The sequence below is a fragment of the Microbacterium testaceum StLB037 genome, assembly GCF_008763945.1.
GTDB classification, from domain to species: domain Bacteria; phylum Actinomycetota; class Actinomycetes; order Actinomycetales; family Microbacteriaceae; genus Microbacterium; species Microbacterium testaceum_G.
On the sequence record NZ_VTQH01000001.1, the window covers coordinates 706,699 to 730,556 of the forward strand.

18 protein-coding genes are annotated in these 23,858 nt (G+C 70.0%); 8 read left to right on the forward strand and 10 right to left on the reverse strand.

Annotated features, from left to right (window positions below; all coding sequences use genetic code 11):
• Positions 1-6 precede the first annotated feature (6 nt).
• From F9B98_RS03280 to guaB, 5 genes are all read right to left on the reverse strand, one after another.
• A complete protein-coding gene (locus F9B98_RS03280) occupies positions 7-876 on the reverse strand; it encodes an SURF1 family protein (RefSeq protein WP_150952821.1) in 870 nt (289 codons plus the stop codon).
• Positions 877-889: 13 nt separating this feature from the next.
• Entirely contained in the window at positions 890-2,005 is a 1,116-nt protein-coding gene (locus F9B98_RS03285; RefSeq protein WP_150955804.1) for a GuaB3 family IMP dehydrogenase-related protein, read from the reverse strand.
• A gap of 15 nt (positions 2,006-2,020) precedes the next feature.
• Positions 2,021-2,713 (reverse strand): TMEM175 family protein, encoded by a 693-nt coding sequence (locus F9B98_RS03290; protein WP_150952824.1) that lies wholly within the window; start codon positions 2,711-2,713, stop codon positions 2,021-2,023.
• 31 nt (positions 2,714-2,744) lie between these two features.
• Complete coding sequence (locus F9B98_RS03295; RefSeq protein ID WP_150952829.1) at positions 2,745-4,433, reverse strand: ABC-F family ATP-binding cassette domain-containing protein; 1,689 nt, start codon at positions 4,431-4,433, stop codon at positions 2,745-2,747.
• A 208-nt stretch (positions 4,434-4,641) separates the two neighbouring features.
• Entirely contained in the window at positions 4,642-6,144 is a 1,503-nt protein-coding gene (gene guaB, locus F9B98_RS03300; protein ID WP_150952833.1) for an IMP dehydrogenase, read from the reverse strand.
• Positions 6,145-6,488: 344 nt separating this feature from the next.
• Here guaB and F9B98_RS03305 point away from each other — a divergent pair, with 344 nt between their 5' ends.
• The 4 genes from F9B98_RS03305 to F9B98_RS03320 are packed head-to-tail and all read left to right on the forward strand — an operon-like array spanning position 6,489 to position 10,476.
• Positions 6,489-7,778 carry an ABC transporter permease subunit gene (locus F9B98_RS03305; protein ID WP_150952837.1) on the forward strand — a complete coding sequence of 430 codons (1,290 nt, stop codon included), beginning with the start codon at positions 6,489-6,491 and terminating at the stop codon, positions 7,776-7,778.
• 7 nt (positions 7,779-7,785) lie between these two features.
• On the forward strand, positions 7,786-8,769 hold the full coding sequence (locus tag F9B98_RS03310; RefSeq protein ID WP_150952840.1) for a branched-chain amino acid ABC transporter permease: 984 nt from the start codon (positions 7,786-7,788) through the stop codon (positions 8,767-8,769).
• Between the two features lie 13 nt (positions 8,770-8,782).
• Entirely contained in the window at positions 8,783-9,757 is a 975-nt protein-coding gene (locus F9B98_RS03315; protein ID WP_150955807.1) for an ABC transporter ATP-binding protein, read from the forward strand.
• Positions 9,754-10,476, forward strand: coding sequence for an ABC transporter ATP-binding protein (locus F9B98_RS03320; protein WP_056226465.1), 723 nt, complete (start codon positions 9,754-9,756; stop codon positions 10,474-10,476). The genes F9B98_RS03315 and F9B98_RS03320 overlap by 4 nt, the downstream gene beginning before the upstream one ends.
• A 550-nt stretch (positions 10,477-11,026) precedes the next feature.
• Here F9B98_RS03320 and F9B98_RS03325 read toward each other — a convergent pair.
• The 3 genes from F9B98_RS03325 to groES all read right to left on the reverse strand — a co-directional run bounded on the left by F9B98_RS03325 (position 11,027) and on the right by groES (position 13,922).
• Positions 11,027-12,376, reverse strand: coding sequence for an ABC transporter substrate-binding protein (locus F9B98_RS03325; protein ID WP_150952843.1), 1,350 nt, complete (start codon positions 12,374-12,376; stop codon positions 11,027-11,029).
• A gap of 167 nt (positions 12,377-12,543) precedes the next feature.
• Positions 12,544-13,485, reverse strand: coding sequence for an EamA family transporter RarD (gene rarD, locus F9B98_RS03330; protein ID WP_150952846.1), 942 nt, complete (start codon positions 13,483-13,485; stop codon positions 12,544-12,546).
• A gap of 140 nt (positions 13,486-13,625) precedes the next feature.
• Positions 13,626-13,922 (reverse strand): co-chaperone GroES, encoded by a 297-nt coding sequence (groES, locus tag F9B98_RS03335; RefSeq protein WP_039394204.1) that lies wholly within the window; start codon positions 13,920-13,922, stop codon positions 13,626-13,628.
• A gap of 350 nt (positions 13,923-14,272) precedes the next feature.
• Here groES and F9B98_RS03340 point away from each other — a divergent pair, with 350 nt between their 5' ends.
• From F9B98_RS03340 to F9B98_RS03355, 4 genes are all read left to right on the forward strand, one after another.
• Positions 14,273-16,213: an Hsp70 family protein gene (locus tag F9B98_RS03340; protein ID WP_150952851.1), complete on the forward strand. Its 1,941-nt coding sequence runs from the start codon at positions 14,273-14,275 to the stop codon at positions 16,211-16,213.
• Between the two features lie 28 nt (positions 16,214-16,241).
• Positions 16,242-18,791, forward strand: coding sequence for a helix-turn-helix transcriptional regulator (locus F9B98_RS03345; protein WP_191966649.1), 2,550 nt, complete (start codon positions 16,242-16,244; stop codon positions 18,789-18,791).
• Positions 18,792-18,906: 115 nt separating this feature from the next.
• On the forward strand, positions 18,907-19,647 hold the full coding sequence (locus F9B98_RS03350) for an IniB N-terminal domain-containing protein (protein WP_150952857.1): 741 nt from the start codon (positions 18,907-18,909) through the stop codon (positions 19,645-19,647).
• On the forward strand, positions 19,634-20,338 hold the full coding sequence (locus F9B98_RS03355) for a hypothetical protein (RefSeq protein WP_150952860.1): 705 nt from the start codon (positions 19,634-19,636) through the stop codon (positions 20,336-20,338). The genes F9B98_RS03350 and F9B98_RS03355 overlap by 14 nt, the downstream gene beginning before the upstream one ends.
• Here F9B98_RS03355 and F9B98_RS03360 read toward each other — a convergent pair.
• Both F9B98_RS03360 and F9B98_RS03365 read right to left on the reverse strand, forming a co-directional pair.
• Positions 20,270-21,826 (reverse strand): dynamin family protein, encoded by a 1,557-nt coding sequence (locus tag F9B98_RS03360; RefSeq protein WP_150952863.1) that lies wholly within the window; start codon positions 21,824-21,826, stop codon positions 20,270-20,272. The genes F9B98_RS03355 and F9B98_RS03360 overlap by 69 nt on opposite strands.
• Positions 21,823-23,754 (reverse strand): dynamin family protein, encoded by a 1,932-nt coding sequence (locus tag F9B98_RS03365; RefSeq protein ID WP_225310203.1) that lies wholly within the window; start codon positions 23,752-23,754, stop codon positions 21,823-21,825. The genes F9B98_RS03360 and F9B98_RS03365 overlap by 4 nt, the downstream gene beginning before the upstream one ends.
• Positions 23,755-23,858: the final 104 nt, after the last annotated feature.

Below are 23,858 nucleotides of genomic sequence, written 5' to 3' on the forward strand. Positions count from 1 at the left end.
GCCAGTCTAGTCGCGGGATTCCGCCGTGCCCGCCGCGAGGGCCTCGGACTGTTCGTCCTCGAGATCTTCGACTTCCTTCTCCCAGGCGTCGCGCGCGAGCCGGTACCAGAGGTAGAGCGCGAAGCCGGCGAAGATCGCCCACTCGGCGGCGTAGAAGATGTTCAGCCAGTTGACCCGGGAGCGTTCGTCGGGCGCCGGGGAGGCGATGGCGTCGAGGGGTCCGATCGCCGTCTGCGAGGCGATGTACTGCCGGTAGACGTCGAGGTTCTCGGTGTCGTGCCACCGCCCGAGCAGCATGGCCGGCGACATCTTCACGAGCGTCAAGGGGTCGACGTTGGACGGCGGGATCGACGCCCCCTCGTCGGAGATCAGGCGTCCGGTCACCGTCACCACCGCGGTGGGGTCGGCCTCCGCCTCGGCGCGCAGCTCGTCGGCGGCGGCGTTGGCCTGGTCGAGGCTGCTCGTCCACCCGGTCGCGACGGCGATCGACGTCGGCTGCGCCGCACCCGCGACACGCAGCTGGCCCGTCACCCAGTACCCCTGGACGTCGTTGTTGTAGCGCGAGGAGACGACGATGAAGTCGGATGCCACCCAGGTGCCGCTCGTTTCGACGCGCTGCCCCACGAGGGGCTCGGCGAGGTAGTCGCCCGGCTGCACGACGTCGGCGAGGGGGCGCACGACCTCGGTCTGCCCCGGCTCGGGCGGAGAGGTGTCGACCGCCCGGCCGAGCTGCCACTGGCCGAGCCACGCGAGCACGCCCGCCACGAGGAGCGAGAACGCGAGCAGCGCGATCCAGCGCGGACGCAACATGACCTCCCGCAGCGTCGGCGGGAAGATCTGCGGCGGGGCCGGCTCGGTCGTGGGGGTGGAGGTCATGAAGCTTTCTCGGTCAGTGCCCGTACGGGGCGACGACGACCTCGACGCGCTGGAACTCCTTGAGATCGGAGTATCCGGTGGTGGCCATCGACTTCTTGAGGGCCCCGATCAGGTTGGCCGTGCCGTCGGCGACGGGAGCGGGTCCGTAGAGCACCTGCTCGAGAGGGCCGACGCGGTCGACCTCGACGCGGCGTCCGCGCGGGAGCTCGGGGTGGTGCGCCTCGGGGCCCCAGTGGTACCCGCGGCCGGGAGCGTCGGTCGCTCGAGCGAGCGCGACACCGAGCATGACGGCGTCGGCGCCCATCGCGAGGGCCTTCACGATGTCTCCGGAGGTCCCCACCCCGCCGTCGGCGATCACGTGCACGTAGCGTCCACCCGACTCGTCGAGGTAGTCGCGACGCGCGCCGGCGACGTCGGCCACGGCCGTGGCCATGGGAGCGTGCAGGCCGAGGGTGGCGCGCGTGGTCGAGGCCGCTCCCCCGCCGAATCCGACGAGGACGCCCGCGGCGCCGGTGCGCATGAGGTGGAGGGCCGCCGTGTAGGTGGCCGCCCCGCCCACGATCACGGGGACGTCGAGGTCGTAGATGAACTTCTTGAGGTTCAGCGGCTCGACGTTCTTCGACACGTGCTCGGCCGACACCGTGGTGCCGCGGATCACGAACAGGTCGACGCCTGCGGCGACGACGGTCTCGTACAGGTCCTGCGTGCGCTGGGGCGTGAGGGCCCCCGCGACGGTGACGCCCGCGGCGCGCACCTCGGCGAGACGGTCGCGGACGAGCTCGGGCTTGATGGGCTCGGAGTACAGCTCCTGCATGCGACGCGTGGCGTCGGCATCCGGCAGGGTCGCGATCTCGGCGAGCAGCGGCTCGGGGTCGTCGTACCGCGTCCAGAGCCCCTCGAGGTCGAGCACGCCGAGGCCGCCGAGACGACCGAGCTCGATCGCGGTGCGCGGGCTGACCACGGAGTCCATCGGGGCGCCGAGCACCGGGATCTCGAAGGGGAACGCGTCGATCGTCCACGCGGTCGAGACGTCTTCGGGGTTGCGCGTGCGCCGCGACGGCACGACGGCGATGTCGTCGAAGGTGTACGCGCGGCGGGCGCGCTTGGCGCGGCCGAGATCGATCTCCATGGTCACCCCCTCAGCCTACCCGCGCCCCCGGACATCGCCGTCGGCCGGATCGGGGCGCGGATCGGCCTGCGCAGGCGACGCGGGCGCCTCGGGGTCGTCGCCCCCGCGCAGGACGCGGGTGAGGAGGCCGTCGAAGGCGAACAGAAGGAACCCGAGGGAACCGATCACGGGGCTGAGCACCATCGCCGCCGCACTGAGGATGACGGCGCTCAAGCTCGCGCGCCCCAGACGCTTCGCGTCGGCCGGGGTGAGATCGGCGATCGCGCCGGAACGCACCGCCCAGGCCCACTGCAGCCACCCCATGACGATCGCGAGGAAGAAGTTGACCGGCAGCAGCACGCGACCGAGCAGCAGGTCCGAGTGCATGGTGTCCAGCGACGAGGTGAAGGGGACCAGCACCACCAGCAGCAGCCGCAGGTTGTTGATCCACATGCCGGTGTCGTCGATGCGCACGATCCACTCGAACTGGCGGACGTGCGTCATCCACATCACGCACAGGATGAGAAAGCTGATGACGAACGAGAACAGCGGGTGCGCCAGGTCGAGCAGGCTGCCGGCGAGTTGGGCGTCGGTGGTGGGCGAGCCCAGCGACTGGTCGGTCAACCCGAGGACCAGGAGGGTCGCCGCGATCGCGAAGACGCCGTCGGTGAAGGCCTCGGTCCGGCGCGCCGACAGCGATGCCGCGGGGTGGCTGCGTCGTCGGATCATGCGCACAGCGTAGCCGCGCCACCCCGGGGCGTCACCGGCCGCGGACGACCCGCTTCTCGTCCCACACCGGCTCGGCGGCCTCGTACACCTCGCCGTCCGACCCGAACACGAGGAACCGGTCGAACGATCGCGCGAACCACCGGTCGTGGGTCACGGCCAGCACGGTCCCCTCGAACCGCGAGAGCGCGTCTTCCAGCGCCTCGGCCGAGGCGAGGTCGAGGTTGTCGGTCGGTTCGTCGAGCAACAGCAACGTCGTCCCCGACAGCTCCAGCAGCAGCACCTGGAACCGCGCCTGCTGCCCGCCGCTCAACGTGTCGAACGGCTGCTGCGCCTGCGCGATGAGACCGTACCGGTCCAGGGCGGAGCTCGCGGCATCCCTCGGCATCCCGGCTCGCTCGTCGTCCCCGCGGTGGAGCAGGTCCAGGAGGGTTCTGCCGACGAATTCCGGATGCCGATGCGTCTGGGCGAACCACCCGGGGACGACCCGCGCGCCCAGGACGGCGCGACCGGAGTGGGCGACCCGATCGAGTCCCGCTCCCACGGTCGTCACGTGCCCGAGGCGCGTGTCGGGATCGCTGCCGCCACCGGCCAGAAGCCGGAGGAAGTGCGACTTTCCCGACCCGTTCGAGCCGAGCACCGCGACCCGGTCGCCGAACCACACCTCGAGGTCGAACGGCTTCATGAGACCGGTGAGCTCGAGTCGCTCGGCGATCACCGCGCGCTTGCCGGTACGCGCCCCCCGCAGGCGCAGCTGCAGGTCCTGCTCCGGCGGTCGCTCCTCGGGCGGCCCGGCCTGCTCGAACTTCGACAGGCGGGTCACCGCCGCTTGATACCGCGAGGCGAAACCGTCGTTGGCGGCCGCGGCCACCTTGATGCGCGCGACCAGCGCGCGCAGCTTCTCGTGCTCCTCGTCCCAGCGGCGGCGCAGCTCTTCGAGCCGGGCCATGCGGTCCTCACGCGCGGCACCGTACGTGCCGAACCCTCCGCCGTGCACCCACGCGGTGCTCCCCGCAGCCCCGGTCTCCAGCGTGACGATGCGGTCGGCGGCGCGCGCGAGCAGCTCGCGATCGTGCGAGACGAGGAGCACCGTCTTGGCCGTCGACCGCAGCTGCTCCTCGAGCCAGCGCTTGCCCGGGACGTCGAGGTAGTTGTCGGGCTCGTCGAGGAGCAGCACGTCGTCGGGTCCGCGCAGCAGCGCCTCGAGTGCGAGCCGCTTCTGCTCACCGCCCGACAGCGTCGACAGCTCCCGGAACCGCGCGCGTTCGTAGGGCAGTCCGAGCGCGGCCGTCGTGCAGGTGTCCCAGACCGTCTCGTGCTCGTACCCTCCGGCATCCGCGTAATCGGCGAGGGCGGCGGCGTACCGCATCTGCGTGTCGAGGTCGTCCTGTTCGATGAGGGCGTTCTCGGAGGCCTCGAGGTCGAGCGCCGCGAGGCGGATACGCGTCGGCGACACCGACACGAGGAGATCGTGCACCGTCTCGCCCTCGCGGCCGTGCCCGATGAACTGGTCCATCACCCCGAGCGAGCCGCCCATCGACACCACTCCCCCGTGCGCCCGCTCGTCGCCGCGGATGATGCGCAGGAGAGTGGACTTGCCCGCCCCGTTGGGGCCGACCAACGCGGTGGTCGCCCCTTCCCCCACGCGGAAGGTCACCTCGTCGAGGAGGGGCCTCCCGTCGGGAAGCGTGAACGAGACGGCGGTGAGGTCGAGGTATCCCATGGCGAGTTCCGGATCGGCCGCGCGCGGCGGCGGAGGCGACGATCGGGTGCGCAGCCCCGCATCGGCCCGCAGCGGGCGAGCCGGCCAGCTTATCGGCATCCGGATGCCAGGCACCAGGCGAACACCCGGGCTCCGGTGCCCGCGCCGAATGGCGGTGGCGGCGGAACGACGAAGAGCCGGGCACTCGGCCCGGCCCTTCGATACGACGCTACTTCTTGTAGTTCGGCGCCTCGACGACGATCTGCACGTCGTGCGGGTGCGACTCTTTGAGTCCCGCCGAGGTGATGCGGACGAACTTGCCCTTGGCCTTCAGCTCTTCGACGGTGCGCGCACCCACGTAGAACATCGACTGACGCAGGCCCCCGATGAGCTGGTACGCCACGGCGGCGACGGGCCCGCGGTACGGGACCTGACCCTCGATGCCCTCGGGGATGAGCTTGTCGTCGCTGGGCACGTCGGCCTGGAAGTAGCGGTCCTTCGAGTACGACGTCTTCTTGCCGCGCGTCTGCAGAGCGCCGAGGGAGCCCATGCCGCGGTACTGCTTGAACTGCTTGCCGCCCTGGAAGACGATCTCGCCCGGCGACTCGTCGGTTCCGGCGAGCAGCGAGCCGAGCATGACGGTGTCGGCACCGGCGACGAGCGCCTTGGCGATGTCGCCCGAGTACTGCAGGCCGCCGTCGGCGATCACCGGCACGCCCGCGGGGATCGCGGCCTTCGCGGCCTCGTAGATCGCGGTGACCTGGGGCACGCCCACGCCCGCCACGACGCGCGTGGTGCAGATCGAACCCGGACCGACGCCGACCTTCACGGCATCCACTCCCGCATCGATGAGCGCCTGCGCGCCCTCGCGCGTGGCGACGTTGCCGCCGATGACGTCGATGTGCGCGAACGACTCGTCGGCCTTGATGCGGCGCACGATGTCGATCACGCCGGCCGACTGACCGTTCGCGGTGTCGACGACGAGCACGTCGACACCCGCGTCGCGCAAGGCCTCGGCGCGCTGCCAGGCGTCGCCGAAGAAGCCGATGGCCGCGCCGACACGCAGGCGCCCCTGGTCGTCCTTGGTGGCGAGAGGGTACTTCTCGCTCTTGTCGAAGTCCTTGATCGTGATGAGGCCGGCGAGCTTGCCCTCGTCGTCGACGAGCGGGAGCTTCTCGACGCGGTGCTTGGCGAAGGTCGCGATGACGTCGTTGGCGTGGATGCCGACGTGCCCGGTGATCAGACCGTCCTTGGTCATGACGTCCTTGACCTTGGTCGTCTGGCGCTCGAAGCCCGAGACGAAGCGCATGTCGCGGTTGGTGATGATCCCGACGAGGACGCCGTCGGCGTCCACCACCGGCAGACCCGAGATGCGGTACTGCGCGCACATCGCGTCGACCTCGGCCACCGTGGCCTCGGGGTTCGTGGTGATGGGGTTGGACACCATGCCCGACTCGCTGCGCTTGACCTGGTCGACGATGCCCGCCTGGTCCTCGATCGACAGGTTGCGGTGCACGATGCCGATGCCGCCCTGGCGCGCGATCGCGATCGCCATGCGGGCCTCGGTGACGGTGTCCATCGCGCTCGAGAGCAGGGGCGTGGCCACCGTGATGCGCCGGCTCAGGCGCGACGACGTGTCGGCCTCGCTCGGGATGACGTCGGTGTGGCCGGGAAGCAGCAACACGTCGTCGTAGGTCAGTCCGATGAACCCGAACGGGTCGTGCTGCTCCATGAATCCTCCTGCGCGCGCGGCGCCTGCTCGAAAAGGGACGTCGTCGGCCGGGGCGCGTGCGGCGCTCCGCCTGAAAGTGTAAGCGTCGCCGGATCCTCTTTTCTTCCCCGCCCGCGCGATATACCCCACCGCGCGACCTTCGCTCTACCCCCATTCCGCATTCTCGACAGCGCCGGAACTGCACAACGCACAGCGAATGCATCGCATCCAGGTATCGTTCTCGCATCGACTGCTGCGATGGAAACAACGCGGCAATATTCCCGGACTACGGTGTCCGGGCGGCGACGGACCACGTCGTCGAACGACCAGGAGGTTTCGTGACCACTCGGCAAGCATCCCCACGGATGCCTCGCCGTCGACGCTCGATCCTGACGCTGTTGTCAGGACTCTTCGCTGCCGCCCTGGTGCTCGGGTTCGCCCCGGCATCGACGGCAGCCGTCAACGATGAGGATCTTCCCTACTCGATCACGGTGAACGTGCGCTCCGAAGGCGAGCCCGTCGCTCAAGCGAAGGTGACCGCGACAGACGGTTCCTTCACGGGCGAGGCGACGACGGACGAGCGCGGTCGCGCGACGATCAAGGTCCCCACCAAGGAAGGGTCCTGGACGGTGGACCTCGACCGGAACTCGCTTCCGTCGAGTGTGAGCGTCCCGGACGGCCAGGAGTTCGAGCGGCAGGTGCAGTTCGGCAGCTCCAGCACCGTCTCGAGCAACTTCACCCTCGGTGCCGCGGAACGTCAGACGGTCGGCTTCATGGACCAGTTGCTCTCGCGCACCGTGAACGGCCTCAACTTCGGCCTCATGCTCGCTCTCGCCGCGATCGGCCTCTCGCTCGTGTTCGGCACGACGGGCCTGTCGAACTTCGCCCACGGCGAGATGGTGACCTTCGGGGCCATCGCCGCGCTCTTCCTGAGCGCGGGCACCGGGTGGTCGATCTGGATTGCCATCCCGCTCGCGGTGATCCTCTCGGGGGTCTTCGGACTGGCGATGGATGCCGGGATCTGGAGGCCTCTGCGCAGGAAGGGCCTCGGCATCGTTCAGCTCATGATCGTCTCGATCGGTCTGTCGCTGGCGCTGCGCTACGTCTTCCAGATCTTCATCGGCGGTGGCACCCAGCAGCTTCCGGGAGCATCGAGCGACATCATCCCGGGCCTCGGGTCGATCCGCATCAGCGTCACCGACCTCACCAGCATGGGCATCTCGATCGTCGTGATCGCCGCCTTCGCCTGGTTCCTCACCCGCACACGACTCGGCCGGGCCACCCGCGCCGTGTCCGACAACCCCTCGCTCGCCGCGGCGAGCGGCATCGACGTCGACAACGTCGTGCGCATGGTCTGGATCCTGTCGTCGGCGCTGGCCGGTCTCGCCGGTGTCCTGTGGGCCTACTTCCGCCCGGGCATCCGCTGGGACATGGGTTCCGGCATCCTGCTGCTCATGTTCGCCGCCGTCGTGCTCGGCGGACTCGGTACCGCGTTCGGCGCCCTCATCGGCTCGATCGTGGTCGGCCTCCTCGTCGAGGTGTCCACCCTGTGGATCCCCTCCGACATGAAGTATGTGGGCGCCCTCGTCGTGCTCATCGTCATCCTCCTCTTCCGGCCGCAGGGCATCCTCGGTCGCCGAGAGCGAATCGGGTAGGTAAACCATGGACTTCCTGCAGATCCTCTCGAACACGGCCTCGCAGATCCTCGCGCCGGCCACGTTCGGTTACGCCCTCGCGGCCATCGGCCTGTCGATGCACTTCGGCTTCGCCGGTCTTCTCAACATGGGCGTCGCCGGCTTCATGGCCATCGGCGCGTACGGCTTCGCGATCTCGATCCTGACGTTCGGCCTCGCCTGGCCGCTCGCCGCCCTGATCGGGTTCGCCGCGGCCGTCGTGTTCGCGCTCATCATGGGCATCCCGACGCTGCGACTGCGTGGCGACTACCTCGCCATCGTCACGATCGCGGCCGCCGAGATCCTCCGCCTGGTGTTCCTCACCTCGACCTTCCGTGGCGTCACGGGCTCGGCCGACGGTCTGTTCAACTTCCAGTCGGGTTGGCGCGGCGAGAACAACCCGCTCCCCGCGGGCGACTACGGCTTCGGCCCGTGGACGTACAACGCCAACCGCTGGTACGTCATCATCCTCGGCCTGCTCGCCGTCGTGGTCGCCGTCCTCCTGGTCTGGATGCTCATGCGCAGCCCCTGGGGTCGTGTCATCCGCGGCATCCGTGAAGACGAGGACGCCGTGCGCGCGCTCGGCAAGAACGTCTTCGCCTTCAAGATGCAGGCTCTCGTCATCGGCGGTGTGATCATCGCCGCGGGCGGCATCATCACGGCGATGGACACGAACGTGAACCCGAACGTGTACGTCACCTCGCAGACGTTCTTCGTCTACACGGCGTTGCTGCTCGGTGGGGCCGCGACGATCTTCGGCCCGGTGCTCGGCGCCGTGCTGTTCTGGGTCGTGCGCGCGTTCCTGTCGAACCTGCTGCCGGCGCTGTCCTCGATCGGACTGCTGCCGTTCCTCACCGCCGACCAGTCCCAGATGCTCGTCTTCGTCATCGTCGGCGTCGCGCTCATGCTGCTCGTGATCTTCCGCCCCCAGGGCATCCTGGGCAGCAAGAAGGAGATGACCTTTGTCCGATGAGTCCACGCCGGTCGTGCCCAGCGCTCCCGCGCAACGGGTGAAGGCGACCGGACTGCACAAGGGCGAGATCGCCCCCGGCGTCGCGAAGGTCGATCCGATCATCGTCGCCGACAACGTCCGCCGCGATTTCGGCGGCAACACCGCCGTCGACGTGAAGCACCTCGAGATCCCGCGCAATGCCATCACGGCATTAATCGGGCCCAACGGTGCCGGCAAGACGACGCTGTTCAACCTGCTCACCGGCTTCGACAAGCCGAACAGCGGTCAGTGGTCGTTCGACGGCCGCAACCTGGCCGGCATCCCGGCGTTCAAGGCGGCCCGCATGGGCCAGGTGCGCACGTTCCAGCTCACCAAGGCGCTGGGGCTTCTCACCGTGCTCGAGAACATGAAGCTGGGCGCGACCAAGCAGAAGGGAGAGGGCCTGCTCTCGAGCATCCTCCCCTTCGTCTGGCGCAAGCAGGAGTCCGACAACGACGCCAAAGCGCGCGAGCTGCTCAAGCGCTTCAAGCTCGACTCCAAGGAGTCGGACTTCGCCGCCTCGCTGTCGGGCGGTCAGCGCAAGCTCCTCGAGATGGCGCGGGCGCTCATGAGCGACCCGACGCTCGTGATGCTCGACGAGCCGATGGCCGGCGTCAACCCCGCGCTGACGCAGTCGCTGCTCGATCACATCCTCGACCTCAAAGACCTGGGGATGACCGTGCTCTTCGTCGAGCACGACATGCACATGGTCCGCCACATCGCCGACTGGGTCGTCGTGATGGCCGAGGGCAAGATCGTGGCCGAGGGCCCGCCCGACACCGTCATGAAGGACCAGGCCGTGATCGACGCCTACCTCGGCGCCCACCAGGACGTCGACCTCGGCGTCGTCACCGGCCGCCACGAGGGCACGGTCGACTCGGCCGCCGCCGCCGAGCTGCTCGAGACCGCGCAGCAGGTCGACGCCGCGATCGACGCCGAGTCGACGCACGAGAAGGAGGACGGTCGATGACCGCCAACGTTGTCGAGCTCCGCGACGTGCACGCCGGGTACCTCCCGGGCGTGAACATCCTCAACGGCGCCAACCTCACCGCAGCCCCCGGCGAGCTCATCGGCATCATCGGCCCGAACGGCGCCGGCAAGTCGACCATGCTCAAGGCGATCTTCGGTCAGGTCAAGGTGCGCTCGGGCTCGGTCCTGCTGCAGGGCGAGGAGATCACGGGCCTGCGGGCCAACAAGCTCGTCGCCAAGGGAGTCGGGTTCGTCCCCCAGACGAACAACGTCTTCCCGAGCCTCACGATCGCCGAGAACCTGCAGATGGGTCTCTACCAGCGGCCGAAGGGGTTCAACGAGCGCGTCGACTTCGTCACGAGCATCTTCCCCGACCTCGCCAAGCGCCTGAAGCAGCGGGCCGGCTCGCTGTCGGGCGGTGAGCGCCAGATGGTCGCCATGGGCCGTGCGCTCATGATGGACCCCAAGGTGCTGCTGCTGGATGAGCCGTCGGCCGGCCTCTCGCCGGTGCGTCAGGACGAGGCCTTCATCCGCGTCTCCGAAATCAACAAGGCCGGCGTGACCTGCATCATGGTGGAGCAGAACGCCCGCCGCTGCCTGCAGATCTGCGACCGCGGCTACGTGCTCGACCAGGGCCGCGACGCCTACACCGGCACCGGTCGCGAGCTCATGGACGACCCGGCCGTGATCGGCCTGTACCTGGGCACGCTCGGCACCTGAGCCGCCCGCCGGAAGGCCCGAGTCCCTTTGGGGGCTCGGGCCTTCCGCGTTGTTGGCGTGGCCCCTCCGCCCCCGCGCCGATCTTGCAGAACAGCACTTCGCTCGCAGATTCCGCGGCCGATGCTGCGAGCTCCGCGACATTCTGCGAGCTGACGACTGGCCCCGGATGCCACGACCCCGGCACCCCGATTCGCCGCACGCACGGCAGCCGGGGGTCCCGGCATCCCTCCCCCGTCACGGGACGCGCAGAAGGGCTCTTCCTCGCGGATTCCGCGGCCGGTACTGCGAGCTACGCGCCATTCTGCGAGCTGACGAAGGGCTCCGGATGCCAGGACCCCGGCGCCCGGGTTCGCCGCGCGCACGGCAAACCGGTGTCCCCGCACCCCACCGAGCTCGCAGAACGGCATTCCCCTCGCAGATTCCACGGCCGACACTGCGAGCTCCGCGTCACTCTGCGAGCTTCGCGACGGCCCCGGATGCCAGACCCCGCGCCCGGGGACATGGGAAAGGCCCCGGGACCGAAGTCCCGGGGCCTTTCAGAGAGAACCGATCAACCGGCGCGGAGCCAGCTGTAGTTGTTGTCGTCGCCGTACTCGAAGACACCGATGGTGGCCTGCGTCGGGTCGCCCACGTCGTTGAACGTGATCGGGCCCGAGACGCCGTCGTAGTCGGCCTCGCCGCCGCCGACGATGATGTCGGCGCACTCGGCGTAGCTGGTGCACTTCGTGCCGTTGCCCGAACCGCCCGAGACCGCCTGCATGTTCGCGGCCACGTCGGGACCGGCAGCCGAGCCCGCCTTCAGCGCCGCGAGGGCGAGGAGGACGACCGAGTCGTACGACTCGGGGGCGTAGGTGTAGTCCTCGAGCTTGGCGTTGCCCTTGCCCGTCCAGAACGAGTCCAGCGTGCTGCGGAACGTCGCCGTCGAGTCGGGGTCGACGCTGGGGTAGGTGCCCTTGGCGCCGGTGAGGGTGCCGTTGGGGAACTGCGAACCGAAGTTCTTCAGGTTGCCGTCGACGAAGAACAGCTTGTCCTTGGCGAAGCTCGCGGTCAGGTCGGGAATGATCGTCGAGACCTCGTCGAACGTGATCAGGGCGATCGCGTCGGGCTTCTGGGCCAGGACGTCCTCGATCTGCGCCGAGAAGTTCGTGTCACCGGTGTTGTAGAGGCTGGTGGCCACGACGGATCCGCCGGCACCCTCGAACGCCTTCTTGGTGAAGCACGCGAGGCCGGTGCCGTACGAGTCGTTCAGCACGATCATGCCGAGGGTCTCGTTGCCCTCGGAGGCGATCAGGTTGCCGAGGACCTCGCCCTGGAGCACGTCCGAGGGAGCGGTCCGCCAGTACAGGCCCTTGTCGTTGTAGCCGGTGAAGGCCGCCGAGGTGTTGGCCGGCGAGATCTGCACGGCGTTGGCCGCGATGACCTGGTCGATGAATTGCAGCGACGTGCCCGACGAGGCGGCGCCGACGATGGCCGTGGCCCCGGCGCCCAGCAGGCGCGGGATCTCGGTCTCGTAGGCCTTGTTGTCGGTGTCACCCGAGTCGCCCTGGATGAGGTTGATGTTCACGCCCTTGTTGGCGGCGTTGATGTCGGATGCCGCGAGCTCGGTGCCCGCGATCTCGGGCGGGCCGAGGAAGGCGAGGTTACCGGTGACGGGCAGGGCCGTACCGATGTTGTAGGTGAGGTCCTTGGCGGGGCCGGTCGAGCTCGACGAGTACTCCGGAGTGTACGAGGCCGGTTCGGCGGCGTTGCAGTCGATCGGGAAGTCGCCTCCACCGGCGGCATTGCCGGAGTCGGACGGAGTGCTGGTACCGGTACAACCGGCGAGGACGAGCGCGGAGACGCCGACCACGGCGAAACCGCCGATGATCTTCGCCGCACGCGAACGGGAGAGGACACTCATATGGGTGCTCCTTGGTGAGGTGGAACCGCGCGGATAACCCGCTCGGATTGTGACAAACCTAATGGCGCACTTGTGGCCGTGATGTTGCAATGTGTTAACGGTCGATTACGCGACCCAATCGTTACTTTTCCGCGGCAAGAGCGGGCCGAGAAACGAAAAGAATTCGCTCAGACCGGCTCGGAAACGTCCGCCTCGACGCGGCGATGGCGGCGCGAGGCGACGACGGAGTCCACGCTCAGGATCGCCAGCGCCGCCCAGACGAGGGCGAAGCCGATCCAGCGCTCGGGGGTCATCGGCTCGTGCAGCACCCATACGCCGATGATGAACTGGATGATCGGCGCGACGAACTGCAGCAGGCCGATCACCGTGAGCGGCACGCGTCGCGCCCCCGACGCGAACAGAAGCAGGGGCACGGCGGTGACGGCTCCCGCCAGCAGGAGCAGGACCGTGTGCAGGACGCCGGCGGTACCGAGCGTGATGCCGGTGAGATTCGCGACGAAGACGAGCTGGATCGCCGCGACCGGCAGAAGCCAGAGCGACTCGAGGGTCAGTCCGCTCACGGCATCCACCGCCGGTCCGATCTGTTTCTTGACGAGGCCGTAGAAGCCGAACGAGAAGGCGAGGGTCAGGGCGATCCACGGAAACGCGCCGTAGCCGATGACGATCACGACGACCGCGACCACGGCGAGGCCGATCGCGATCCAGGGGATGTGGCGCAGGCGCTCGCGCAGGACGATGACCCCGAGCAGCACGGTCACGATCGGGTTGATGAAGTACCCGAGGCTGGTCTCGAGGACGCGGTCGGACAGCGCGCCGAACAGGTAGGTCTGCCAGTTGACGTAGATCAGGACGCCGGCCACTGCCGTGAGACCCATCAGCCGGGGCTGGCGCACGATCGACAGGAACGGCCGCCACATGCGCATCACCGACAGCAGCAGCAGGCAGAAGACGAACGCGAGGATGATGCGCCACGCCACGACCTCGAACGGGCCCGTGGGCCGCAGCTGCAGGAAGTAGAGCGGCAGGACGCCCCAGAGCAGGTAGGCACCGAGGGCGTACAGCGCACCGCGGGCGCTTCCGCCGGTCGGAGCGGAAGGCGCGGGAGTCACCGGTTCAGCCTACGCGGGCCCCGACGACGCCCGTCGGTCGGGCATCGCGTCTTTTCTGCCACACCGGGCCGTGCGGACGCCGGATACGACGAAGGTCCCGGATGCCATGGCATCCGGGACCTTCAGACGATCTCACTCGATCAGCGGACGACGACCGCCAGGACGTCGCGAGCCGAGAGCACGAGGTACTCGTCGGCGCCGAACTTGACCTCGGTGCCGCCGTACTTGCTGTAGAGCACGCGGTCGCCGACGGCGACGTCGAGGGGGACGCGGTTGCCGTTGTCGTCGATGCGGCCGGGGCCGACGGCGACGACTTCGCCCTCCTGCGGCTTCTCCTTGGCGGTGTCGGGGATGACGAGACCACTCGCGGTGGTCTGCTCAGCCTCGACCTGCTTGATGACGATGCGGTCCTCGAGCGGCTTGATGGAAACCGACACGGTCTACCTCTTCTTTCTCGTTACAGAAGACTTGTCAGCACTCACGCGGGGAGAGTGCTAATTCGAGTGTAGAGAAGCGCTGGCACTCATGCAACGCGAGTGCCAGAACCGATCGCCGGCGGCGGCCAGCGGGAGGTGGCCGCGCAGTATCTCACAGATACGCCGACGAGTCAGCAGAAGTCACCCGCCCTTTCATCCTCTTCTGTGTTGTGCCACACTCGTGGCACCAGCGCCGGACACGTACAGGGGGTATGTTCCGGCTACACGAACGGGCTCGTCGCTGAGCCCAAAAGAATCGGGGGATTCAGGGGTGCTTCGGCGTCCCTGTGCGCCTTCGGGGGGTCGAACCAATGGCAACGCCGTACTACCTGGCGATCGATGTCGGAACCAGCAGGACGGCAGCTGCCGTCGCGCGCTTCACCGCAGAAGGAGAGCTCGCCGCGACCCCGTTGTCGCTCGGGCGCAACGCCGACAACACCCCGACGACGGTCTTCGTCGCCGACAGCGGGCTCCTCTTCGGAGACGCGGCCGAACGCCGCGGCACCGCGCAACCGGAGCGCCTGATCCGCGAGTTCAAACGCCGCATCGGCGACGACGTGCCGATCGTCACCGCCGATCGCCGGTTCTCGCCGCAGGACCTCTACGCCCTGATGGTCGGGTGGGTCATCGGAACCGCCGTCGAGCGCGAGGGCGAGCACCCCGCCGGCATCGCGGTGTCGGTCCCCGTCACCTGGGGCGAGTACCGCACCCGTCTCGTGCAGGACGCCATCGGCCGCCTGGGCTGGGCCGACGTCCAGGTCATCACCGAGCCCGAGGCCGCGGCCCGCCACTACGAGTCGACGCATCCCCTCGACATCGGCCGCGCACTCGCGGTCTACGACTTCGGCGGCGGCACGTTCGACACCGTCATCCTGCAGAAGACCATCGACGGCCGCGTCGACTTCATCGGTGCTCCGGTCGGCATCCCCGACCTGGGCGGTGCCGACTTCGACGACATCGTCCTGCGCCACACCGTCCGCGCCGCGGGCATCCCCGCCTCGGACATGGCGGGAGTCGCCACCGATCCCGGCCTGCGCATGGCGCTGGCCTCGCTGCGTCGCGAGTGCGTCGAGGCGAAGGAATCGCTGTCGTTCGACGGCGAGGCCGTCGTTCCGGTGCTGGTCGGCGGCGGCCACGGAGCCGTCCGTCTGACGCGCGCCGAGTTCGAGGACATGATCGAGCCCGAGATCGAACGCACGATCGAGGTGCTCGAGATCGCCCTCGAGCAGTCGGGCCTCACCCCCGACGACCTCGACGCGATCCTGCTCACCGGCGGCACCTCGCGCATTCCCCGCGTGGCTCAGCTGCTGTCGGAGCGCTTCGACCGGCCGATCGCCGTTGATGCGGACCCGAAGGCCATCATCGCCCTCGGTGCCGCTCGCGTCGCCGCCGGCGTCGCTGTCGGCGAGCTCACGCCCGTTCTGCTCAGCGAGCCGGCCGCCGCGGTCGAGGACGACGACCATGAGAACGACGACGATGACGACTCGACCGACGAGCTCGGCTTCAGACCCACGCGGGCGGAGAAGCGGGCGCCCTGGTTTCACCGCGTCCCGGCCACCGCGTACGTCGCGGCGGGAGTGACCGCGCTGGCCGTCGGCGTGGGAGTCGTCAGCATTCCCGCGATGGGCGTCGGCATCTTCGCGCGTTCGGCCGTCACCTCGCAGCCTCTCGCCGCGGAGGAGGCCGTGGTCCTCTTCGAGCCGCTGAACATGCCGTCGTCGCCGCCCGCGAGCATCGCGGCGCCCGACATCGTCCCGGTCTCGGAGCAGGTCGCCGCTCCCGAAGCAGCCGCTCCCGAGCAGCCCGGTGCGTCGAAGAGCAGCGAGCCGCGTCAGCGCACCCCGCAGAGACTGACCCCGCGCACCGCCGAGGAGCGGAGCCCGTCGACGGCCCCGCAGCAGCAGTCGAACGGTGGCGGCAACGGTGGCGGTGGCGGGTCGGCCCCGACCAACAACCAGTCCCCCGCTCAGCAGCAGCAGCAGCCGACGACGAACCCGCCGTCCGAGAGCTCGTCGCCGAGCGCGTCGACCAGCCCGCCGTCGACCGAGCCCGTCGTCGAGCCCTCGCCGTCCGACACCGGCAGCACCGCGCCGTCGACGGAACCGACGACGACCCAGGAGCCGACGACCCCGCCTGCCGAGACGTCGCCCCCGGCGACCGACCCGCCGGCCGAGACGACGGCCCCCTCGGAGCAGCCGCAGGAGACGACGTCGCCTGACCCGACCGCCTCCGCGTCAGACGTCCCCGCCTGATCCGCGGCCGTCGGAACGAGACACGTCGATGTCGATCTCGAACACTTCCACCGATGCGATGAACGGCGACGTCGAGACGTTGCTGCTGCCTCGCGTCGCCCGTACCCTCCTCGACGCCTACGTCGGCGCGGCCGCGCCCACACCTCTCGCGGTGATCGGTACGGCCGGCGCGGGCAAGTCCCGGGTGCTGCGTCACCTCATGGCGTCCCTGCGCGATGCGGGGCACAGCCCCGTCGCCCTCACGCACCCGGGTGACCTCCCCTCCACCCCCGGGGCGGTGGTCGTCGTCGACGACGCGCACCTGGTGGACGACGCTCTGCTCGGCTCCCTCGCCGAGCGGCTGCGCGACGGCAGCGCGACGGTCCTGCTCTCGAGCCGGCCCGATCCTGCCTCCGCCGTGCTGCGCGCGCTCATCGACGACATCGAGCGGCACCAGCCGCCCCTCCTGCTCGGACACGTCTCGATGGCCGACGCTCTCGCGCACTTCGGCGAGACGCCGCAGGGCGCGGCGCGTGAATGCTTCTCGCTCCTGTTCGAGGTCACTGGCGGCCTCGCCTGGCTCACCGCCGAGGCGCTGCGCCTGCACGGGGAGGGGATGTGCGAGGGGCGGTGCGACCGCGACGAGATCGCGCGCTCGCTGTACGACCTCGTCTCGCACCGCATCGACTCCCTCGGCCCCTCGCTCCGACTCGCGGTCGAGGCGCTGTGTCTCGACGAGCGCTACGCCCTGGACGGCGGCTCGGCGGAGGCGTGCGCGGCGGGATACGACGCCGGCCTCCTCGAGCGCGGCGGACGCACCGTCCCGCTCGTGCGCGAAGCCGTCCGCGCCCGCCTCACCCCCGACCGCCTGCTGAGCCTGTACTCGGCGCGGCTCGTCACCGACGCCTCCTCGGTGCAGGCGCTGCTGGGCGGCGCGACGGACGAGCGCGTGGCATCCGCTCTCCTCGCCGACGCCGACCGTGAACTGGCCCGGGACCCCCGTCGAGCCGCGGAGCTGTACGCGGCGGCCGATCGGGCCGGAGCCGACCCCCGCGTCGTGGCGCTGCGGCGTGCCCGAGCGGCCTGGGCGACGGGCGACGTCGACGGCGCCGGCTCCTTCGTCGATCGCCTGCTCTCAGGGCCGGACGCCCCCGGCGACGACGCCCTCGACATGGCCGCCGCCGTCTGGGCGATGCGCGGCGACATGGGGCTCGGGTCGCAGGTCTACGCCGGCGGTACCCCGCAGACGCCCGAAAGCCGCGCGAAGTGGCTCATCGCCGCGGTCGGCGCGGGCCACGCCGATCCGGCGGACTCCCCCGTCGGTGCCCCGTCGCGGTCGATTCCCACGGCGCACGGCGTGTCACTGGAACTGCTGTCGCGGGGCCTGCGCTCCTCGATCGCGGCGACCGCCGACGGCGGGCTGCAGGACCTCGTCCGCGCGAGCGAGATGTACACGGCATCCGGGTCCGATCAGCCCCTCCCCGAACTCCCCGCCGTCCTGGCGGCCCTGGTCGCCCTGCACCTGGGCGAAGCCGCGGTGGCGCAGCGCGCCCTCGACGGCGCCATCGCGGGCCGGCAGGGCGGGGACTGGGCTGTTCCCCGCCTCCTGCTCTGGCGCGCGTGGGTGGCTCTGCAGTGCGAGCACGCCGCCGAGGCCGACGCCGCTCTGCGCGCCGCCACGGCGGGTGGGCGCACGCTCTCCGCGCGCGACCGGCTGCTCGCCGACGCCGTCGAGCTCGGCCTCGTGCGGCGCAACGGCCAGCCGTCCGAACTGGCTCCCGTGTGGCACCGCGCCCAGGACTCCCTGCTGCGCGTGCAGATCGACCTGTTCACGCTCGTCCCGCTCGGCGAATTCGCCCTCGCGGCGGCGAAGCTCGGCGAATACCCCGCCGTGCGCCGACAGGTCGAGCAGGCCGAGCGCCTCCTCGACGACCTCGGGCAGCCGGCTCTGTGGGCGACGAGCCTGCAGTGGTCCGCCCTGCACGCGAGCATCCTGCTGGGCAGTCCCGACGAGCTCACCGTGCACGCCCGCGCTCTGCGCTCCGCCGCCGAGCACTCCCCCCTCGCCGCCCGCCTCGCGCGCGCCGGCCGGGTGTGGACCGAGGTGCTCACCGGGGCCATCGACGCCGACGCCATCGAAGAGGCCGCCGCGGGGCTGGCCTCGTGCGGCTTCGCCTGGGACGGTGCCCGCCTGGCCAGCCACGGAGCGAGCAAGTCCACCGATCGGCGCGTCATCGCCCGACTGCTCGCGTGCGCGCGTCAGCTGCACCCGCGCGAGCGCACCGAGGCCCCGGCCGCGCCGGCGGCCGTGCCCGAGACGGGACCGGTGGCCACGGCATCCGTGGTGCGTCCCGTCGAAACCGGCGGGGGCGTTCTCAGCGAACGCGAGCGCGAGGTGGCGGCGCTGGTGCTCCAGGGCAAGACGTACGCCGAGATCGGCGAGACCATCTTCATCTCGCCGCGCACCGCCGAGCATCACATCGCCCGCATCCGTCGGCGCCTGGGCGCGACCTCGCGTTCCGACCTCATGACGCGCCTGCGCATGGCCCTCGACGATGACCCGCGCACGCCGGTCTCAGCGACCGAACGCGCGGGCTGACGGTGGGCCGGCGAACCCCCTATGACCCGTCCCGCGCTATGGGGGTTCCCCCCGACGCGCGGACACACCCCCTCGACATACCGTCGAACCAAGGAACAACCGTGAGGAGACCCCAATGAGCGTCACGCTGGCGACCATGGCAGATGCGTTGATCGAGTTCATCCTGAGCCTCCTGCGCGACCCGCAGGCTGCGGCCGAGTTCGAGGAGGACCCGGAGGGCGCGATGGCGGCCCGTGGGCTGAGCAACGTCTCCTATGCGGACGTGTGCTCGGTGGCCCCGGTCATCGCCGAGAAGCCCTCGGTGGCCCCGAACCCGACGCCGGCACCGGTCCACTACGACCGTCCGGACCACAGCCCCGTCGTGCGGGAGATCAAGACGATCACCAACTCGCTGCAGTACACCCACATCGACGATCGCGACACGATCATCGACCAGTCCGTCAACCAGAACATCTGGGCGCTCGGCGACGTCAACCAGACCTTCGGCAACGAAGCCGTCGTCGCCTCGGGCGACAAGGCCATCGCCGCCGGCAACGACGTCGACCAGGACACCACCCTCGACAACTCGACCAACATCGACGCGGGCAACGACGTCAACATCGGCAACGAAGAGACGAACACCGACATCGACGGTTCGTACAACGAGACGACCGAGAACACCGAGACCACGGACAACTCCACGGACATCGACCTGACCGACTCGGCCAACGACTCGTCCACGGACGTCGCGGTGGGCGACTCGTTCAACGACACCACCGACACGACGATCGACACCACCGTCGACGAGGACACCACCGTCGTGTTCGACTCCGGCAACGACGTCATCATCGAAGACACGGCGGATGACACCCTCTGACGCGCCTTCGGAACGGCGGGTGGGCTCTCAGGAGCTCACCCGCCGTTCCGGTGCGCCCGCACCGTCGGCCCCTCAGGCTCAGACGCGCCGGTCGCCCGCGCCCCCGCCCTCCGAGCCCGCCGCCAAGCCGGCGAAGCCCGAGCGTCCCGCCCTGCACGACAAGGCCGCTGCCCCCGTCATGGTCAAGATGCCGCCCCCGGCGGCGGTGCGCCTGGCGCAGATCTGCTGGGTGCTCAGCCTGGTGGTGGGCGCGATCGCCGTGGGCTACCTCTTCGTGATCCGGCAGTCGATCGACCCCGACATCGAGGCGATCGTGCGCGAGGTCGACGCCTCGCGGCCGTCGGAGACGATCAGCTCCGCCGCCGACATCGTGTTCTGGTGCGTGTTCGGCGCCATGGTCGCCGTGCTGCTCGTGCAGATCACGGTGCTGGTGTCGTTCAACAACCGCCGCGACAACGCGCGGTGGTGGATGCTCGGCATCCTGCTGTTCCTGGCGGTGACCGTTCTCGCGGCGCGCCAGTTCGTCGCGGTAGGAGACCGCGGCATCCCCCTCGACCGCCTGCTGTTGATTCAGCTGGGTCTGTCGGCGTTGGGGCTGCTCTTCTGCATCATCCCCGCCGCTCTACGCTGGACCGCGCGAAAGCACGACGTCCGACGCGGCCCCGCCGGGAATCCCGCTCCCGAGCTCTGAGGTCGAAGCGGCGTCCGACCCCGAACCGAAGAGGTCGGATGCCGCTCCCTCGACGCTGCGGACGACTCCGCGGCACAGTTCGGCCGTGTGCCGATCGGTGAGCGGCGACTCCGCGATCGAACGCCAGTGCGTCAGCAGGCCGTCGATGCGCTCGCGCTGCGCGGCGGGGTCGGCGTCGTCCCCGAGCCCCAGACGACGAGCGGGGGCCAGCCCCCCACCGCCCACGATCCGCTCGGCCTCGGCCAGGGTGTCGGCGTCGAGGGCGGGCGGGGACGTGCGCAGCTCCGCCATGAGCGAGAGCTCGCGCAGGTCGTGGCTCTGGGCGGTCAGGCGCTCGATCGCCGAGAGCAGTTCCGCCGTGTGCGGCCGCGGGCGCTCGCGCACGAGACGCTCGACGCTGTGCAGGATGCCGCGTGCCTTCAGGGCGAAGGCGCGGCCGCGGAACTGGTCCTCGACGAAGCGCTGCACCTCGGTCAGGCCGCTCTGCTGCACGAGGCGATCCGACAGAGCCGACGACGTGGTGGCGCCGCCTCGGATGAGGGCCGCCGCCAGGCGCACGCCGAACAGCCCGAAGCGCCGCAGCAGCCCGCGACGGATGTCGACGCTGAGGGCGGTGTCGTCGGTGGCGCGGATGAAACGGTCGACGGTCAGGAGCAGGCGATCGCGGGCCGCGCGGTCCATCATCGCGATGTGACGCAGCGCGATGAACTCGCTCTCGCGCAGCGTGCGCCCGCCCTCGGCCAGGAGGCCGGCCACGGGCACCACGTCGAGGGCGAGTGAGCGGAGCTCTCCGTCGCGGCGGTAGCGGTCGGCGATCTTGGCCGCCGACAGCAGGGAGTCGATGCGCCCCGAGCCGATCTCGTCGGCGCGCGAGAGCGCGGCCAGGGCGTTGACGGTCTGAGACTCCCCCGCGGCGGTGTCGCGGAACGCCTCGAGGAACTTGAGGTCTTCGGCGTGGACGTGGCGCAGGAGGTAGATGATGGCATCCGCCGCCGTCGGGGTGTCCTTCGGGATGAAGAAGTCCGTAGAGCGCGCCGAGTTCTCGGTGGTGAGGGAGGCGATGCCGGGGGTGTCGATCAGCACGGTCGAGCGCAGACTCTCGCTCGGCCACGCGACGTCGATCCACGCCACCTCTTCGGCGGTGTAGCCGCCCATGTCGAGCACGAGGCGACCCTCGTCGCGGCGGACGGGACGCGAGATGCGCCGCCCGTCGTGCATGCGAAGGTCGACGCGCGCGGTGGCCCCGTAGCGGTACCAGGTGATCGTGCGCGTGCACTCGCCCGCGTCGGTGGGGGCGATCCGTTCGCCGATGAGGGCGTTGAGCAGGGTGGACTTGCCGGCCTTGACGATCCCGGCCACCGCGAGCCGCAGGGGCTCGCGCAGGCGTCCGCGGAACGACTCCAGCACCTCCACGGCTGCCGCGTCGTCGGCGTAGACGGCGAGCGCCTCGTCGACGATGCGGGCGACCTCGGGCAGACCGCCGCTCATCGGGTGACCGCCGCGCGAGCCGGACGTGCCGCCTCGAGCTCTCCGGCGGGGATACGGCCGCGCAGCGCGTCGATGTCGCGCAGCTGCGCGTGCAGCTGCTGGATGCGCTTGTCACGGTCGGCGGTGTAGCTGGCGGCGGCCTGCTTGGCCACGAGCACCGAGTCGGACAGCGAGCGGTGCAGCTCGTCGGCGATGGCGCCGAAGTGGTCGCGAGCGGTGCGCTGCACGAGGCGCAAGCGGTCCTTGAGCTGTTTGCCGACCTGGAAGACGGTGTCTTCGATGTGGCGGCGCAAGAGGTTCTTCGCCTCGTTCTGGCGGCGCAGCAGGCGCGAGGACATGTCCTCGCGGAAGGCCCGGCGTCCCACCAGCACACCGGCCAGGAGCGAGAGCGGGTTGATGAGCGACAGTCCCACGATGCTGGTCGCAAGACCCACCATGAGCACGCCGCCGTACGAGCCGCGCACGCCGATGTAGATCTTCTCAGCGGCGCCCATCTTGCCGTCGTCGAGGTGCTGCAGCTCCTCGACCGGGTCGAGGAGTCCGTCGGTGCCGGCGACGTCGATCAGCGGGATCGACTCCTCGCCCATGCGGAACTCGTCGGCGACCTGCTCGGCGAGCCACTGCGAGCGCTCGTTCGTCCAGACGAAGGTCTCGGACACCGCGGCGTTCACGCGCTGATCGACCCACTCGGCGATCTGGTCCCAGATGGGGCCGGGGTCGCCCTCGTCGATCGCGGCCTCGCCCTCGCGCTGCACCTTGCGCAGGCGGTCGCGCAGGTCGTGCTCGGTGTCGCTGATGAGATCGGCGATCCCGTCGGAGAGGGTGACCTGCCACCGGGAGGTGCGGCTGCGGAAGTCGTCGGCCTTGGCCTTGGCGTCTTCGAGGCGCGCGATCATGCCCGGGGTGTCCTCGGGGTGCTCGAGCGCGTTCAGCTCGGTCTTGACGGTGAGCGACAGCTGGTCGGTGACCGTCTTGAGGTCGTGGACGGCGGCGCGGCGGTTGAGGTCTTCGGCCTTGCCCAGCACGTCGCGGCGCAGGTGCGCCACGAGCTCGGGGAAGCCGGACTCGTCGTTGAGTTCGCGGTCCTGCTGCTCGGCGGCGAGCAGGCGCAGGTCGCTGGACACGGCGAAGACGGGGACGTCGTCGATGTCGACGCCGAGTTCGTTCAGGTGCTTCTCGTCGACGCGCTGGATGTCGCGCCACTGCGGGTACAGGTCGGTCTTGGACAGCACCGCAGCCACGTTGGGCGAGATGCGCATGGCGTGCCGAAGGAACTGGATCTCGGGCTCGGTGTACTCCTGCGAGGCGTCCGACACCAGCAGCACGGCGTGGGCGGTCGTGAGCGCGGCCAGGGTGGCGAGCGAGCGCGTGGACTCGAGCCCGCCGACACCGGGAGAGTCGACGATGCGCAGGCCGCCCTTGAGGATCTCGCGGGGCAGCAGCACCTCGGCGCCGACGACGTCGCCCTCCTGCTCGTCGTCCGCTCGCGAGGTGACGTAGTCGGAGAGGCGCTCGAAGGGGATGTCGACGCGACGGATCTCGTGCGACTCCCCGCTCTCGCGGCGCACGAGCACCGTGGCCGAGGGTTCTTCGGCATACCCCACCGAGGTGGGCACCGACGTGGCGATGTCGTCGTCGACGGCACACGCGGGGGCGTTGATGAGGGCGTTGACGAGCTTGCTCTTACCCTGCTTGAACTGCCCCACGATCACCACGCGCACGTGCGGGTCGGACAGGCGCGAGCGGGTGTTACCGAGCTTCTCGACGAGGTCTTCGCGGCCGACCGCGCCCGAATACGCCCGCGCCCGATCCACCAGGGCGGCCAGTTCGGCCGGCGAGGGAGGCGGATTCTTCTTCCCCGCGGGGGCAGCGCCCGGGGCGGAGCCCGTCGGGGCCGGGGACGTGGTGGGCTGGGCCGGTGCGGACACGCGGGGAACCTCTCGGTCGTGCTGACGCCTCGTCGGCGTCGAAGAATGAAGGAACGACGATAGCCCCGGGCGGGAAATCCCCGCCCAGGGCTACCGATCAGACG